The 15880-nt window shown below is 52.1% G+C and carries 12 protein-coding genes; 6 read left to right on the forward strand and 6 right to left on the reverse strand.

Going from position 1 to position 15880, the window contains the following annotated elements; translation table 11 throughout:
* Positions 1-78: 78 nt before the first annotated feature.
* Positions 79-2325: an MMPL family transporter gene (locus tag ACYUJT_RS21120; RefSeq protein ID WP_460325981.1), complete on the reverse strand. Its 2247-nt coding sequence runs from the start codon at positions 2323-2325 to the stop codon at positions 79-81.
* Between the two features lie 190 nt (positions 2326-2515).
* Between ACYUJT_RS21120 and ACYUJT_RS21125 the strand changes: the two genes are divergently transcribed.
* Both ACYUJT_RS21125 and ACYUJT_RS21130 read left to right on the forward strand, forming a co-directional pair.
* Positions 2516-3133 (forward strand): TetR/AcrR family transcriptional regulator, encoded by a 618-nt coding sequence (locus tag ACYUJT_RS21125; RefSeq protein ID WP_460325983.1) that lies wholly within the window; start codon positions 2516-2518, stop codon positions 3131-3133.
* 23 nt (positions 3134-3156) lie between these two features.
* Positions 3157-3459, forward strand: coding sequence for a hypothetical protein (locus tag ACYUJT_RS21130; RefSeq protein WP_460325985.1), 303 nt, complete (start codon positions 3157-3159; stop codon positions 3457-3459).
* Positions 3460-3514: 55 nt separating this feature from the next.
* On the opposite strand, the gene ACYUJT_RS21135 is transcribed toward ACYUJT_RS21130, so the two are convergent.
* Positions 3515-4975: a SulP family inorganic anion transporter gene (locus ACYUJT_RS21135; RefSeq protein ID WP_460325987.1), complete on the reverse strand. Its 1461-nt coding sequence runs from the start codon at positions 4973-4975 to the stop codon at positions 3515-3517.
* Positions 4976-5217: 242 nt separating this feature from the next.
* Entirely contained in the window at positions 5218-7518 is a 2301-nt protein-coding gene (locus ACYUJT_RS21140) for a PAS domain S-box protein (RefSeq protein WP_460325989.1), read from the reverse strand.
* A gap of 181 nt (positions 7519-7699) precedes the next feature.
* On the opposite strand from ACYUJT_RS21140, the gene ACYUJT_RS21145 reads away from it, so the two are divergent.
* Positions 7700-8968 carry an MFS transporter gene (locus ACYUJT_RS21145; protein WP_460325991.1) on the forward strand — a complete coding sequence of 423 codons (1269 nt, stop codon included), beginning with the start codon at positions 7700-7702 and terminating at the stop codon, positions 8966-8968.
* Between the two features lie 139 nt (positions 8969-9107).
* Here the strand turns inward: ACYUJT_RS21145 and ACYUJT_RS21150 are convergent, their stop codons facing one another.
* Positions 9108-10040 (reverse strand): manganese-dependent inorganic pyrophosphatase, encoded by a 933-nt coding sequence (locus ACYUJT_RS21150; protein WP_460325993.1) that lies wholly within the window; start codon positions 10038-10040, stop codon positions 9108-9110.
* A 187-nt stretch (positions 10041-10227) separates the two neighbouring features.
* On the opposite strand from ACYUJT_RS21150, the gene ACYUJT_RS21155 reads away from it, so the two are divergent.
* Together ACYUJT_RS21155 and ACYUJT_RS21160 are read left to right on the forward strand one after the other, a co-directional pair.
* Positions 10228-10911 (forward strand): response regulator transcription factor, encoded by a 684-nt coding sequence (locus ACYUJT_RS21155; protein ID WP_460325995.1) that lies wholly within the window; start codon positions 10228-10230, stop codon positions 10909-10911.
* On the forward strand, positions 10908-12464 hold the full coding sequence (locus ACYUJT_RS21160) for a sensor histidine kinase (protein WP_460325997.1): 1557 nt from the start codon (positions 10908-10910) through the stop codon (positions 12462-12464). The genes ACYUJT_RS21155 and ACYUJT_RS21160 overlap by 4 nt, the downstream gene beginning before the upstream one ends.
* 75 nt (positions 12465-12539) lie before the next feature.
* On the opposite strand, the gene hflX is transcribed toward ACYUJT_RS21160, so the two are convergent.
* Positions 12540-13811 (reverse strand): GTPase HflX, encoded by a 1272-nt coding sequence (hflX, locus tag ACYUJT_RS21165; RefSeq protein ID WP_460325999.1) that lies wholly within the window; start codon positions 13809-13811, stop codon positions 12540-12542.
* A 460-nt stretch (positions 13812-14271) separates the two neighbouring features.
* On the opposite strand from hflX, the gene ACYUJT_RS21170 reads away from it, so the two are divergent.
* On the forward strand, positions 14272-14697 hold the full coding sequence (locus ACYUJT_RS21170; protein WP_460326001.1) for a DUF2500 domain-containing protein: 426 nt from the start codon (positions 14272-14274) through the stop codon (positions 14695-14697).
* 144 nt (positions 14698-14841) lie between these two features.
* Here the strand turns inward: ACYUJT_RS21170 and ACYUJT_RS21175 are convergent, their stop codons facing one another.
* Positions 14842-15741 (reverse strand): SDR family oxidoreductase, encoded by a 900-nt coding sequence (locus ACYUJT_RS21175; protein ID WP_460326212.1) that lies wholly within the window; start codon positions 15739-15741, stop codon positions 14842-14844.
* Positions 15742-15880: the final 139 nt, after the last annotated feature.

The following is a 15880-nucleotide window of genomic DNA, read 5'->3' on the forward strand; positions in this document are numbered from 1 at the left end:
CCACACACGCTCCTCTAAACAAACTAATACCATTAGTTTTATTTTAACTAATGGTATTAGTTTTGCAAGCATTATTTTTTAACTTGCCGAATACTGCTCACCTTGCTCAGCCAGCGCTTTCTTTGAACCTCGTCCCGGCCAGAAGGAGAAGCGGCCGAGCACCATCGTAATGGATGGCACAAGGAAAGGACGGACGATGAATGTATCCAGCAAGATGCCGATCGCCGAGATGATGCCAAACTGAACGAGCGCCTGAATTGGCAGCGTTGCCAGTACGGCAAACGTGCCAGCAAGAATCAGCCCGGCTGACGTGATGACGCTGCCCGTCTCCGTCACCCCGTCCCGAATCGCCTGCTTCAGCGGCATCGTTCTGCTCTTGCGCCAAATACTGGAGATCATAAATATGTTGTAGTCTTCGCCGAGGGCTACGAGAAAAGCAAACGCATAAAGCGGAATAAGCCCCTGAATCGCTTCAGTCCCCATCAAATCATGGATAACGAACCAGCCGAGACCGAGCGCCGAGAAATAGGACAGCACAACGGTCAGGACGAGATACAGCATCGCCACGGCGGAACGCAAATACAGCAGAAGAAGAAGAGCGATCAGCCCAATGACGATCGGGATAATGACAGCCGCATCGCGCTGATTCGTCAGATCCGTGTCATATTGGGTCGCCGTCTGCCCCGAGATCCACACATGGTCTTCCGGCGCTGAAATACCAGCCGCCAGAAGCATATTTTCTGCCGTCTCCCGCAGCTCCGGAATGAGCGCCATCGCTTCGTTGGAATACGGATTCAGATTCAGTTCGATCTCTACAGCCTTAATATCCGGGTGGCCTCTCCCTTCTACCGCGTCCGACACTTTGCTAACGTAAGTGAGAGCGGAGAACATCTCCTGCAGAGACACGTCCTTCCCTTCCGTATTGACCATAAGTTTGACCGGAGCCAGCTCGCCTGGCGTGAACTTGTCGCTGATAATGGCAAAGCCTTCCCGCGATGGGCTGCTCTCGGGAAACGTTGACAATAAGTCCACGGTATATTCGATCCGGGTGGAATTCATTGCGCATGCCCCTAGAAAAATGACGGTGATCGCAATGATTAGCCATGGACGCCGCGTTACCGCCCGGCCGATCAGGCCCCCTTGCGGCTTGACTGCCGCCGGGGAAAAGGCCGGAACAGATTTGCCCTTCTTCCGCGCTCTTTCGGCGATCATTTCCGGCGTACGGGGTACGAACGGATAGAAGGAGCCCCGGCCGAAGATGGCCAACAGCGCAGGAACGAGTGTCAGGCTGGCTGCACCCATAATCAGGATAGACAAGCTGAACGGTACCGCAAACCGGTGGACTGCGCCGTATTTGGCGAACATAAGCACAAGCAAGGCGATGACGACCGTGAAGCCGCTCATCGCAATCGCTCCGGCGGAATCCTTGAATGCGCGGATAAGCGCCTTCGTCTTATCACGTTCTTCGCCGAGAATTTGCCGGAAACGCGAAATCAGGAACAAGCAATAGTCCGTTCCGGCGCCGAACAACAGCACTGTCATGATGCAAATGCCCTGTGAATCGACAGTGATCCAGCCCATATCGGCCATTTTGCCGAGAATCGGACTGGCCGCCCCATAGGCAAAGCCCACACCGATCAAAGGAATCACCGCCAAAATCGGCGATCTGTAAATGAGCAGCAGCAGCACAAGCACAAGCACCACCGTGGCAATAAGCAGCGATACGTCCGCACTGGAGAACAATCCGACCGCGTCAATGGAAATACCCGCTGGACCGGACACCCTCGCAGACAGGCCTTCTCCATCGTCAATGCTTACCGCGAACGGATCGGCGGCAAAGATTTCCTCCGACTGCTCCCGGATTTGCTCCATGCCCGCTTCGAGGGTATCCGCATCCGCTTCTTTGCTGAAGAACAGCGGCAGCACGAATGCCGTTCCATCCTCGGAAGCCAGCTGCTGAAGTACGGCCAGCGGCATTTGGTGGAATGGCGGAACCCCCTCCTGCCCTGCAAGCGGATTGTCCGTTAGCCAAGCCGCAAGCTGCTGCAGGCTGCCGAAGTCCTGCTCGGTCAACCCGCCGTTCCTCTGCCAGACGAGCAATGCCGGAATCCCGGAATCACTCGGGAATTCCTGCTCGGCTAACTGCTGTGCCTGCACCGAGGGCATCGACGCCTCCAGATTGGCCGCATTATTGTTCTCCTTCTCGTTAACGCCCGGCCAGATCGCGGTCAAAGCTCCTACGAGAACAATCCAGACAGCCAAAGTAATCCATTTCGTTTTGCTTCCCGCAAACCAGCGGCCAAGCCGTACCAGCAAATGTTCCATCGCTTCTCTCATCTCCATATTCTCAAATTTGAGTCTACGTGAAATAAATCATATCAGTAATTATATATACCGGGAGGTTAATTATCAATCGCCTAATTTCATTTTTTGCTCGCCCTGTGGGGAAGATGATTATTTGAACAGCTTCTTATGGTATAATGATTCGTCAGTAAAGTAATTTGAGGTGAGCTTAATGAAAGCACCAAGCAAGAAGCCCTTGGGAAGGCCTCCCGTACAGCAGGAAGGGCTGCCTACTTCGCAGCATATTTTATTTACCGCCTCCAAGCTGTTTATGGAGAAAGGCTTCGAATCCGTCTCCATGAATATGGTCGCACAGCATTCGGGGGTAACTAAGGCTTCCGTCTATTATTACTTTCCAACCAAAAACGAACTGTTCGTGGCTTCGATGGCCGCCGTTCTCATCAATGTGAAGGAGCGGATCGAGGCGCTGCTCGCTCAGTCAGGCTCTTTTCGGGAACGGCTTGAGCTCATTGCCCAAAATTATTTGCGCGTTCCGCAGGTACATATGGATGGCATGGCGGCAAAAGTGAAACATCATTTGACCGTGGAGCAGCATGATCAGTTGAACCAACATGAGAACGCCTTGTACGAAGCGCTGGAGACCGGCTTCGCCGATGCCGCCAAGCAGGGAGAGATCCACTGCGAGGACTCTTTTCTCACGGCGCATTTATTCGTGTCTATGCTAAGGATCGGCGAACGGCGCTATTCGAATAATGAGTCATTGTTCGAGTCCAATGAAGAAGCAGCGGCTAAAATCGTGGCCTTTCTATGGAGAGGCATTCATAAATAATTACATGCAAAGGAATGGATGTCATGGCCTTCGGAATCACCCGGGAGGAGCTGAACGTCTGGAAACAGCGGGCCTCGCGAGGAGAAATTGCATACTTGACGCATTACTGGCTGGATCCGCGCTTTCCAGGCATCACGACTGTCACCAAAGTCGGGTGCAATGATTTGGAGCGATTGGCGGCATGGTGCGAGGATAACGGGCTGAACCCGAAATACATTCATCACCGGGACGCTTATCCACACTTCGATCTGATCGGGCCGAAACAGGTGGAAATTCTAATCCGGGAAGGGCTCCATGACCAGCTTGAAAGATTCAGTCTCCTATAAAAATATTAAAGGCAGGCCGCATTCATGTTATGCGGACCTGCCTTTGTTCTGAACATTAGCCCTGTTCTCCGGGAACGAATAATCCAACCCGGGCAACGAGCTCCGAGCTTTCCCTGTTTAATCCCACGAGCTGTACTTTCTTACCCTGCTCGTTGTATTTCGCAATGACTTTGGAAATGGCCTGAACGGCGGAATGATCCCACACGTGAGATCCCGTGAAATCAATAACGATATGCTTTGGGTCATCCGATACGTCAAATTCATTTAGGAAGCCAGATACGGTACCGAAGAACATTTGGCCTTTTACCGTATAATGCTTGAAATCAGCCTGCTCTTCCGAAGTAATCCGAATCTTAGCCATCCTCCAGGCAAAAATAAGCGCGCTGAGCAAAACGCCGATGCCGACGCCAATGGAAAGATTGTTCGTGGCTACGACGGCCGCGACGGTAACAACCATTACGAAGCCTTCCGAATATGGGATTTTCCGGCGCATGGATCTGATATAACCCCAATCGAACGTGCCTATGCAAACCATGAACATTACGCCGACCAGGGCCGCCATAGGGATCGCTTTGACGACATCGCCGAGCACGATGATGAGGAACAACAGGCCAACACCCGACACCAATGTAGACAAACGGGTTCGTCCACCGGATTTAACGTTGATCATCGACTGGCCAATCATAGCACAGCCCGCCATACCGCCGAAGAAGCCTGTAACGATGTTGGCTAGTCCCTGCCCTTTCATCTCGCGGTTCTTATCGCTTGGCGTATCGGTGATCTCATCGATCAAAGTCGCCGTCATCAATGACTCAAGCAGCCCCACCATGGCTAGGGATAAAGAAACCGGAAATATCACCTTGAGCATGTCCCACGACAAGCCTACCTCTGGGAGATGGAATACCGGCAAAGCGCTCGTAATCGTCCCCATGTCTCCCACCGTCTTGACGTCCAAGCCGAGAAGCATGGTAATGACGGATACGATGATAATAGCTGCCAAGGCCGAAGGAAATGCCTTCGTAATCCGGGGAAATACATAAATAATAACTAGAGTCAATGAAACCAGGGCGTACATCACCCAGCCTTCGCCCGAAAAATAATGAAGCTGGGCCATGAAGATCAGGATCGCCAAGGCATTTACGAATCCTACCATGACGGAATGCGGCAAAAAGGTGATTAATTTTCCAAGCCGCAGCGCGCCGAGAATAATTTGAATGACGCCGGCGAGAATCGTAGCTGCAAAGAGATACTCGATGCCATAGTCGCGGACGAGGCCGCCCATCAACAGCGCCATGGCCCCCGTAGCTGCCGAGATCATTCCCGGTCTTCCCCCTGCAAAAGCAATCACTACAGCGATGAAAAATGAAGCATACAGCCCGACCATCGGGCTCACTCCGGCCAATAGCGAGAAGGCGATGGCCTCAGGTATTAATGCAAAAGCAACCGTTAGGCCGGACAGCAGATCAGCGCGCGTGTTCGAGAACCATGCCGTACGAATATTCGATGTTTTAAACAAATGATGTAATCCTCCTGTATACATTAAATTGGGGTCCGGTGCAACGCTCACGGATTCGATTATATAAAATTTAAGCGTTTTTTCACAACTGATCGAGATTTGCTTGTAAACGCTAACAGGGCATGCATTCTTTTGATCACTGCTTATTAGAGCCTTTTGCTCCCCTTCTCTGTCCTTAATAAAAAAACACCCTGCATTATCATGCAAGGCGCTTTCCATTATATGCTGATTCAGTTGCCTGATTATCCGAAGTACTTAGCGATGATTTCCGCGATGGTCGTGCTCTTGATCGGTTTGCTGATATAGTCATCCATCCCCGCATTCAGGCAGTTCTCTCTGTCCCCCTTCAAGGCGTTGGCGGTGACGGCAACGATAACGGGCCATTTCTCCGCGGGTACGGTCTCCTTAATGACCCGCGTCGCGTCAAGCCCGTTAAGCTCAGGCATATGCACGTCCATAAAAATAAGATCAAACGGCTCATAGGCGACTTTCTGTATAACCTCTATGCCGTTCGAGACGATCGTAATATGATGACCAAGCCGTTCGAGCATTTTTTTCAATACAATCTGGTTTATCTCATTATCCTCGGCTACAAGAATTCTCAGCTTTTGCGCGCGCCTTCCGTCCAGGCCAGCTCCGTCCGCTCCTTTGCCCGCAGCCGTCTGCATGGCGGGCACTTTCAGCATAATATGGAATACAAAGGTAGCGCCCTGCCCATCCGTAGGCTCTACCCAAATATCACCGTCCATCAGGGCGATCAGCCGTTTGGTAATCGCCAGCCCCAGCCCCGTGCCCTCATAATTCCGCGTCATGAAATGATCGAGCTGGGAGAACGGTTCGAATAGATGCGATACTTTATCTTTGGGAATCCCGATTCCGGTATCTTTGACGATAACCTTCAATCTGACGTATTGATCCTGCCTCTCCAGCAGCTCAACCGAGATCGATACTCCGCCGTTAAAAGTGAACTTTACCGCATTCCCGACCAAATTGAGAAATATTTGTTTCAGGCGATCCGGATCGCCGATCAAGGCGTCTGGAACGTCGGGATTGACGTCGTATTTCATCGTCAGCCCCTTCCCATAAGCTCTAGGCGTAAGCACGTCCAGCGTCTCGGCGATGCACTTGCGGATATCGAACAGTTCCTTATGCAGCACGGTCTTGCCCGATTCGATTTTGGCAAAGTCGAGGATATCGTTGATTATGCTCAGCAGGGTGTCCCCGCTCTTGCGGATAATGTTCAGGTATTCCCTCTGGGTGTTATCCAGCTCCGTCGTTTCCAGCAGCAGATCCGTCATGCCGATGACCCCGTTCATCGGCGTGCGGATTTCATGGCTCATCATGGCCAGAAATTCGCTTTTGGCCTTATTCGTGCTTTCGGCCGCTTCTTTGGCGATGAGCAGTCTTTTTTGCTCGGTAATATCTTTAGCGATAATATAGAAGCCCACGTTCTCGTTGTTGATAATGATTGGAGCAATCGTCGTCAATACCTCTACCGTTTCGCCCTGTTTCGTATGAAGCTTATCAATCAGCTTTTCGATGCTCGGATCGTTGATTGCCTCTTTCAGGATGCGCTGGACGTATTTCTCCCCGATAAAGCGCGAGAAGCTCCTGCCGGCCATTTCCTCGATTTCATAGCCGGTCATCTTCACAGCCATGACGTTGGCATTGATAATGTTGCCCTCCAGGTCAAGGGAAAATACGGCATCATGATTGTACTTCTTCAATGAAGTATACCGTTCAACCGTTTCCTGGATTTTGCGCTCGATGTTTTTGCGTTCCGTAATGTCCTGCACGGTTCCGTTCATCTTAACGGGCCTCTTGTCCTCGTCATAGGATACAGTACCTTTTAGGCAATAATAGCCAATAGTACCGTCCTCATATTTATATTGGAATTCGAAGTCGAGCTTCCCTACTTCCATGGCCCGCCGAATCGCTTCTATGAATCGCTTTCGCTCATTTTCCTGCATAAGCTCTACGAGCTGGGCGGTTGTTACTACGGAGCCCTTTTTAATATGGAACATCTCATATACATAATCGAACAGGACGATCTCATCCTCTGCCAGTTCCCATTCCCAGCTGCCGATTAACGCGGTGCGCATCGTTTCGGACAGAATTGCCCGTTCGTACTTCCATTTTGAAATATCGCGGCCGATGGCAAGAATGACCGGCTTCTCCAATCCTCCCTGGGCACCGAGCCGGGTAATGTTGAATTCGAACCATACGTATTTTCCGTCCTTATGCTTAAGCCGGAGCTCTACGTTTTCCCCGCCGCGGAGCATCTCCCGCCGGAACGTAAAAATCCGGTCATCAGGATGGCATAGCTCCGTGAAATGGCGGCCCAGCAATTCCTCCGGGACGTAGCCGAGGGAAGACTCTACGGACGGCGAGATGTATTCGCATATCCCTTCTTCATCACAGCAGTAAATGATATCTCCAGCATGGTTGACGATCTGTTTATAAAACTGGCCAATTTCGCTTTGCTTTGAATGCTCTCTCCGGTTTCCGCGAATAGTCTGCTGTCCGTCTTCTCTGATGCTCATGTCTCTGCCTCCGTCCAGTAGGATGTTCATACATCAAGTGAATCACTCTGAAAATAATAAAAAAATACAGGAAACAATTATAGTTAAATTTTCTCTTTTCAAGTAGATCGAAATGCATTATTGTTGCTAAGGGGCATCCTATGCCCACCTAGAAGAGAAACCATATTTGAGGTGATTAATCATGTCCATAGCTGGGCAGGCTTCGAATCACGGAAGCCTTTTTCGTAATCGGTTCTACCAGACCATTCTCATCTCAAATGTCCTTTTGCAGATTGGAATTTGGGTTAGGAATTTCGCCATCTTGATGTTCGTTACGGATATGACGAATGAGGATCCGCTGGCAATTTCACTGATCTCCGTAGTAGAATTCGCGCCGATCTTTGTGTTCTCCTTTATCGGCGGGGCATTTGCCGACAGATGGCTGCCGAAACGCACGATCATTTGGTGCGATTTCCTGTCCGCGATATCCGTATTCGTCGTATTGCTAACGCTGATGTACGGATCCTGGGAGACGGTCTACTTGGCTACCTTCGCATCGGCGATCCTGTCGCAATTCTCGCAGCCTTCGGTGATGAAGCTGTTCAAGCAGCACGTTCACCCCGATCAATTGCAGCAAGGCATGGCCTTGTTCCAATCGCTGGTTGCGATCTTTATGATCATCGGACCTGCGCTCGGCATCTATGCTTACCACCAATTCGGGATTGAAAAATCGATCGCCGTTATGGGCGTAGCCTTCCTGCTGTCCGCCCTCGTCATGTTCCGCTTGCCTGCGGATGAGAAACCGGAACACAAGGAGGAACGCGCATCCAACATCCGCCAAGAACTGGCCGATGGATTCCGCTACGTATGGCGCAGCAAAGTCCTGAAAGTGCTCGGCGCTACCTTTGCGATTGCGGGCCTTGCGGTCGGTACCATTCAAACTCTGGGACTGTTCGTTGTTACCGAAAGATTGGGACAGCCGAAAGAGTTCCTGCAGTTCCTGCTCATCGTCAACGGCTCCGCCATGCTTATAGGCGGCGTCCTGATTATGACGCTGACGAAAAAAATCGCGCCACAGCTGCTGCTTGCCTTCGGAATGGCGGTCAGCGCCGTATGTATCGCCGGAATGGGCTTCTCGACCAGCATTCCGCTAACGCTAACGCTGCAGTTCATCAATGGCCTCACCTTCCCGTGCATTCAAATCGGCATCAATACGCTGATTCTCCAATGGACCGAGCAGTCTTACGTCGGCCGGGTGAACGGCGTGCTCAGTCCGATGTTCATGGGGATGATGGTCATCATGATGTCCCTAGCAGGTCTGCTGAAAAAAATGTTCCCGCTCGTCGAAATTTATGCCGTATCGGGAATCGTCATGCTGATCGGAGCGCTGATCCTTATCCCGATCTTCAAACACAAGCCTAACCCTATCCCGGTGGGTGCGGATTCAGGCTCCGCCCTGGATTCGGTTTAAACTTCTTCATTCTATTATTTTAAACCGCAATCGGCATAGTGACTCAGCACCAGTGCAGTCAAAAGGTGACAAATTGTTGTTTTAATGCGAAAAAAGAGTCCGGAAGCAGAAATTTGCTTCCGGACTCTTTTCGTAAAAATTAACGCTTGTTGAAAATGTCCGTCAATACGGGTACGATTTGCGATTTACGGGATACTACGCCCTTCAGCACCGCTTTGTTGTCATCGAGCTTAACACCGTAAGCCTCTTCCACCGCAGCAGCATCCTTACCTAGAGCTAGTCCCACGGAGTCGTTGTTCAGGATATCCGTCACGACGAAGAGGAACAGATCGAGCCCCTTCTTCTCCACGATGCCATTCAGCGCAGCTTCCAGCTCGGATTGGCGCGACAATACGTCATTTACGTCAACAGCGTTGACCTGGGCGATTTCTACCTTGGAGCCGCCCATTTCAAATTCCTTCGCATCGAGGGAAATCAGGTCCTCGATCGTTTTGTCGCTTAAATCCGCTCCCGCTTTGAGCATGTCCAGGCCGTACTCTTCTGCGTTCACGCCAGCGATTGCAGCCAATTCACGAGCTGCTGCGACGTCCTGCTCGGTGCAGGTCGGGGATTTGAACAGCAGGGAATCGGAAATAATAGCCGACAGCATCAAGCCTGCGATATTCGCCGGAACCTCGATGCCGTTCTCTTTATACATTTTGTTCAGAATCGTTGCCGTGCAGCCTACAGGCTCCGCGCGGTAATAGAGCGGCCCGCTTGTCTCAAAGTTGGCGATTCTGTGGTGGTCGATAACCTCAGCCACCCGAACCTGATCGATATCCGACACGCTCTGCTGGCGTTCATTGTGGTCAACGAGAATGACATCCTTCACTTCGCCCGCTACACTCTCCACAATGCGAGGAGCCTTGAAACCGAAACGATCCAAAGCGAACTGAGTTTCCCCATTCGCGCTGCCAAGAGCGACGGCTTCGACGTTCCAGCCCAGCTTAGTTTTCAGGTCCGCATAAGCGATAGCGGAGCAAATTGTATCCGTATCCGGATTTTTGTGACCGAAAATCAATACTTTGTCCATCTAAATACTCTCCTTTTACTCATTAGCTTAGAAAAGTATATCCTACAAGGCCTCGGACAATCAAGATGATAGAGTCCTAGATTCAAATATTTTACATCGGGATCGTTTTTTTCAGCGTACTTTCAGTAACATCCCCTATAATAAAGAGAACTAAACTGCCAGTCGCTACAAGAGGAGGCCTCGACCTATGAGTCACTTGAAAGGCATAAAAATTCTGCTCGTCGACGACGAGCCCCACATCGTTCAGTTCCTCGAGCTCGGTCTCGTCAATGAAGGATACGAGGTGCGGAGCGCGCACGACGGACTAAGCGCGGTTAATCTGGCCGCGGAATTCCAGCCGCATATCGTCGTTCTGGACGTGATGATGCCCGGTATGGACGGTTGGGAGGTTTGCCGAATGCTGAAAAAAAGCGGTTTGCACGCCTCCATCATTATGCTGACGGCAAAGGATGAAGTAGAGGACCGGGTTAAGGGACTGACAATCGGGGCCGACGATTACGTCATAAAGCCGTTCAGCTTCGAAGAGCTGCTGGCCCGCATCGGCGCGCGCCTGCGCAACCAATTCCCGGCGCTGATCGGCGAGGTAACGATCGGTCCGTTCCGCGTCAATGACAAGAAGAAAGAAATCATCTACCACGATCAGGTGCTTGAGCTCTCTCCTACGGAGTATGAGCTGCTTAAATATCTCGTGATCAACCACGGCATCGTGCTGAGCAAGACGATCATTCTAGACAAAGTATGGGGCTATGACTTCGGCGGCGAAGAAAATATCGTCGAGGTATACATCCGGTCGCTGCGCGATAAATTGCACGATAAAGAGCATCGCCTCATCCGGACGCTGCGCGGGGCCGGATACAGGGTCGATATATGAGCAGGCTGAAGCTGATTCAGAGCCGCATCCGGAGCGCCGCAGCCCCTCGTTCTCTCCGGATCCAGCTGCTGTCCCGTTCCTTGCTCGTACTGGCGGTTCTGCTTCTGCTGATCGGCGCGCTGCAGTACGTCATTATGAAGGATTTCCTGTACCGGAACCAGGCGGAAACGATGAGTTCGCAAATGCGCGGATTCCCAAAGGAGCTCTTCGGCGTCCCCGGCTTCGTACCGGAGCGCTGGAACATTCGTGTACCGCTAACCGGGGAAACATCCGCCGCCAACCCCGCAGCCTCGACTACGGGGAAGGACAGCTCGGATAATTCCAGCGGTCGACCGCTGCTGTTCCTGCCCGACATGTCGATCGCCTATATTTCGGAGAACGGGGGATTCATGGACCTGTCGGGCGCTTCAGGCATGCGCTCGCCGCAATTGTCCGCCGAGAAATACGCCGCTCTCCTGAAGCAATCCGAGCATAAGGCGCATGGCGGCTATGAGGTTGTTCAGGATGAGACTGGCCGGGAGCAGCTCATCGTCTTCCGGCCGGCGGGAGGGCCCGGCACGCAATACGGGCTGATCCAGATCGGCAAAGACACCGCGCCGCTGCAGAGTATCGTCTTGCGCCAGCTGCTGACGTTCGCTGGCCTGTCGGCAGTTGCCCTGGCCTGCGGCCTGATGCTCTACCTGCCCCTGCTGCGCCGGACGCTGCATCCGCTGAACCGCATGGTTCGTACCGTCGAGGACATCAATGCCGGCAATTTGAACATCCGCTTCCCCTCCAGGCAGGGACAATCGGAGATCGATGCCCTCGCCCAGTCGTTCAACGGAATGCTCGAGCGGCTCGAAGTTTCCTTCGAAGGTGAACGGGAGGCAAAGGAGCAGATGCGGCGTTTCATCGCAGATGCCTCGCATGAGCTGCGGACTCCGCTCACCTCCATCCACGGATTTCTGGAGGTGCTTCTGCGCGGCGCGGCAGCGAATCCGGAGCAATTGCACGCATCCTTGAAGAGCATGCTTGGCGAATCGACGCGCATGAAGAAGCTCGTTGAGGATCTGCTGCTGCTTGCCAAACTGGATCGCCAGCCCGAGCTGGAGCGGCGGGAGACGCGGCTGGATTCCCTCGTTTCGGAGATGGAGCCCCACTTGCGGATGCTCGCCAAGCAGCGGACAGCCCGTTTCGTCCTGACAGGAGGAGTGACGGGAATGTATGATGACAATGCGATTAAACAGGTTATCCTCAACCTGTTCAGCAATGCCGTGCAGCATACCGATCCCGAGCAGGGCCTGATTACCGTAACGCTAACCGCGACGCGGACGGAAGCCGTGCTGGCCATTCGCGACAACGGCTGCGGCATCCCGCCCGAGCACCTTCCCCACGTATTCGACCGCTTCTACCGCAGCGACGCTTCGCGGACGCGAAGCCAAGGAGGTGCAGGTCTCGGCCTCTCCATCACCCAGTCGATCGTAGAAGCGCATGGCGGCGAGATCCGTGTCATGAGCCAGCCGGGAGAAGGCACCGCGTTCGAGGTGAAATTACCGCGGAATAAACATAAATGAGCCGACCAGCAAAAGGCCCGGACAGCCGCACTTCATAAAGTGTACTGTCCGGGCCTTTTGCATATTTGTTATTTTCTAGCTACCCGCTTCAATCACGTACTGCTTGAATTTACTGTAATCGCTCTGCCTGCATTCCATCGTCAGCTTGGTGCCTTCAGCCTCATAGCTGGTGGATTCAATGTTCGCATTCTCATTGAAATAAGATACGAGCGCACCCTGATCATACGGAATAAGCATCTCACAGCGGATGTAATCCTTGAAAATTGACTTCCTGACGGACTGCACCAATTCCTCGATACCGATTCGCGGCTTCGCGGCCATATAAATCCGATCTTCTTCAACCTTCGGTACGGAATGATCGGTTAAATCGCTTTTGTTGTACGCATAGATCGTCGGAATGTCAGTAATGCCGATTTCCTTCAAGGTTTCATTGGTAATCTGGATGAGCCGCTCATATTCCGGGTTGCTGTAGTCAACGACGTGGATCAGCAGATCCGCCTCCGCCACCTCCTCCAGTGTGGAGCGGAACGCCTTAACCAGATGATGCGGGAGCTTACTGACGAAGCCGACCGTATCTGTAAGCAAAAAAGCCTTGTTGTCCGGCAGCGGTATGTTCCGCACCGAGGTCTCCAGCGTAGCGAACAGCATATCCTTCTCAAATACCTGCTTCTCCGGCGCTTGGTTGTACCGCTCCATCAGCGCATTCATAATCGTCGATTTACCGGCATTGGTATACCCTACCAGGGATACGACGGGCAGCTCCTTCTTCTTGCGCTGCTTGCGCTGGGTCTGGCGATGAGCCACGAGTTCCTCGAGCTCTTTGCTCAGTACCGTGATTTTCTCCTCGATCCGCCGGCGATCCAGCTCGAGCCGCGTCTCCCCTGCTCCGCGGTTCTTCGTGCCTACGCCGCCGCCCTGCCGGCCAAGGGACTCCCTCATCCCGACGAGGCGCGGCAGCATGTATTTCATGTGAGCGACCTCAACCTGAAGCTGAGCCTCCCGCGTTTTGGCCCGCTGAGCAAAAATGTCGAGGATGAGCACCGTCCGGTCGATGACCTTACATTCCAGATCCGCCTCCAAATTGCGGATTTGCGACGGAGACAGCTCATCATTGAAGATAACGAGATTCGCCTCCTGCCCCTCAAGCAGCCCGCGGACTTCGCTGATTTTGCCTGTTCCGATGTAATGAGATTTATTGACTTTGGGCAAATTTTGCGTGAGCGTGCCAACGACCTCAATATGGCAGGCCTCCGTCAAATTCGCCAGCTCTTCCATCGAGTATTCGAAATCCTCCTGATGATCCAGGTTCACTCCTACCAAAATCGCCTTCTGCTCCAATTGTTCCATATATACATGACCTCCTCCGGCATTCGATGCCGAATTTCTGAATTATGATATGACAAAAAAGACACAGGCATCCCCCTGTGTCATGCAAACAAGATTGCCGCGGCATCCAGCCTACGGCAAATAGCGCTCACTGTCAGCGACAGCAAGCAACAATCGGCATATTCTATTATAAAGATTCCCTTTATGATAGCACACCTATCCCGTTTGCCCTGCACAGGGCAGAGCCTTTGAGCACTATTCAATTAGCCGCGCAAAGTGGTAAAACGGAATTTAATGTAAATCACAGGGAACCCTCCGTTCTTGTTTAGAAGTAATTTCATATTAACATAATTTGCAAAACGGCACAATAAAGGCAAAATAACGTAGCAACGTCTAAGCCGGACAATTTTGGAATAGTAAAACAATATAGCGAAACCATTTGTATTTTAGTTGCGTTTATATTGAGGAGGAGGCTTGCCATATGTCTAATTTCGGTTTTTCACCTATGGGAGGAGACCCTTTTTTTAATACCATGTCCACTCTTTTCCCCATTATTTTCATCATTATATTTGGAATAATCATCGCCGTATTCATCTCAAACGGAGTAAAATACGCCCAAAACAAGCGATCGCCGCAAGAATCGGTTTTTGCCACCGTCGTATCCAAACGTACGTACGTAGAGCATCATTCCAGCCACCATGCGGATGATCACATGCACTCTTCTACATCGCGGACCCACTATTATATCACCCTGCAATTTGACGACGGAAACCGCAAAGAGTATCTCGACGTCAAGAATCTGTACGGACTCGTCGTCGAAGGCGATTCCGGATATGCTCTCGTGCAGGGCGAGTGGATTGTCGCATTCGAGCGAAGCGTGGAGAGAAGCCGAGAGAGAGCTTATTGAATACTTTGGGTGTTACGGCGCTACATTACGCCAAGCTCAAACAAAAAAGCCGGTTCCCCGTATGGAGAGGCCGGTTTTTTTGCGTTCATCCTGTGGATCAAGACTTGAGCGGATCCGCGAAAACTCTGGCAAGCTTATAAACGGTCAATTAACTGGCAGCCCCTGAGCTTCGGCATAATTGCCCCAATGCGGCTTGCGGCCGTCAATATCGCGGTAGCCATACTCATCGGACAAGCTCCAGCTTGACCATACCCGGCCCTCCTGCGCTTTGGCGGCAACCTGAGGATCGGCGGCGAGCTCGGCAATTCCTTGCGCCAGGAAATAAGGCGTTTCTGATTCGGCATAGTGCGGTTCTTGGGCGATGGCGTCCTGCCAATTTCCTTCTTCCACGCCGAAGTACTCCAGCATTTGCTCAGACCGCAAAAATCCCGGCGTCACCGCTAATGCGGTCACATGATAGGGGCGCAGCTCTTCGTTCATGGCGGCTGCCAAGTGGATTGGGGATATTTTGGCCAGGCTATAATACAGATTGCCGCGATAGTTGTAACTCACTCCGTCCGTAACCTCAAGGATCAGCCCCGATTGCTTTGCAGTCATTAGCGGCGCTCCATAGTAGCTTGTAATCATATGTCCTTTGACGGCCCGCTCCTGCATGAGCAGTCCCTTCGCCAAGGAGGATTCCCAGAAGGGAACGCCCCACTCCGTCAAATGCTCGCCGCCCCATAAATCATTCACAAGAATGTCCAATCGCCCCTCCTGCTCCGCGCTAACCCGCTCAAACAAAGCCTTCACTTCTTCTTCCAGTGTATGGTCCGTCCGGACAGGGATTCCTTGGCCCCCGCAAGCCGTCACCAGCTCTGCCGTATCCTCGATCGTCTCGGAGCGCTGCAGATCAGACGGATTTCCGCGAACGCTTCGTCCCGTGCAGTATACGGTAGCCCCGGCTGCCCCCAGCGTCACTGCAATCGCTCGTCCAGCCCCTCTTGTTGCTCCGGCCACGACAGCAACCTTGCCCCGTAACGAATTCCGTTTCACGCTCGCCATTAAGCTGTCCAGCCTGTCCCTCTCCAACTTCGTATTCATGTTCATTCATTCCTTCCCGGTGATTTATACTTATTTCCTCTTTAGCTTACCCCGGAATATATGACATCTTTTGTCTTATATCACAAACGAAAGAGATTCA

This window comes from Paenibacillus sp. YSY-4.3, assembly GCF_054767475.1.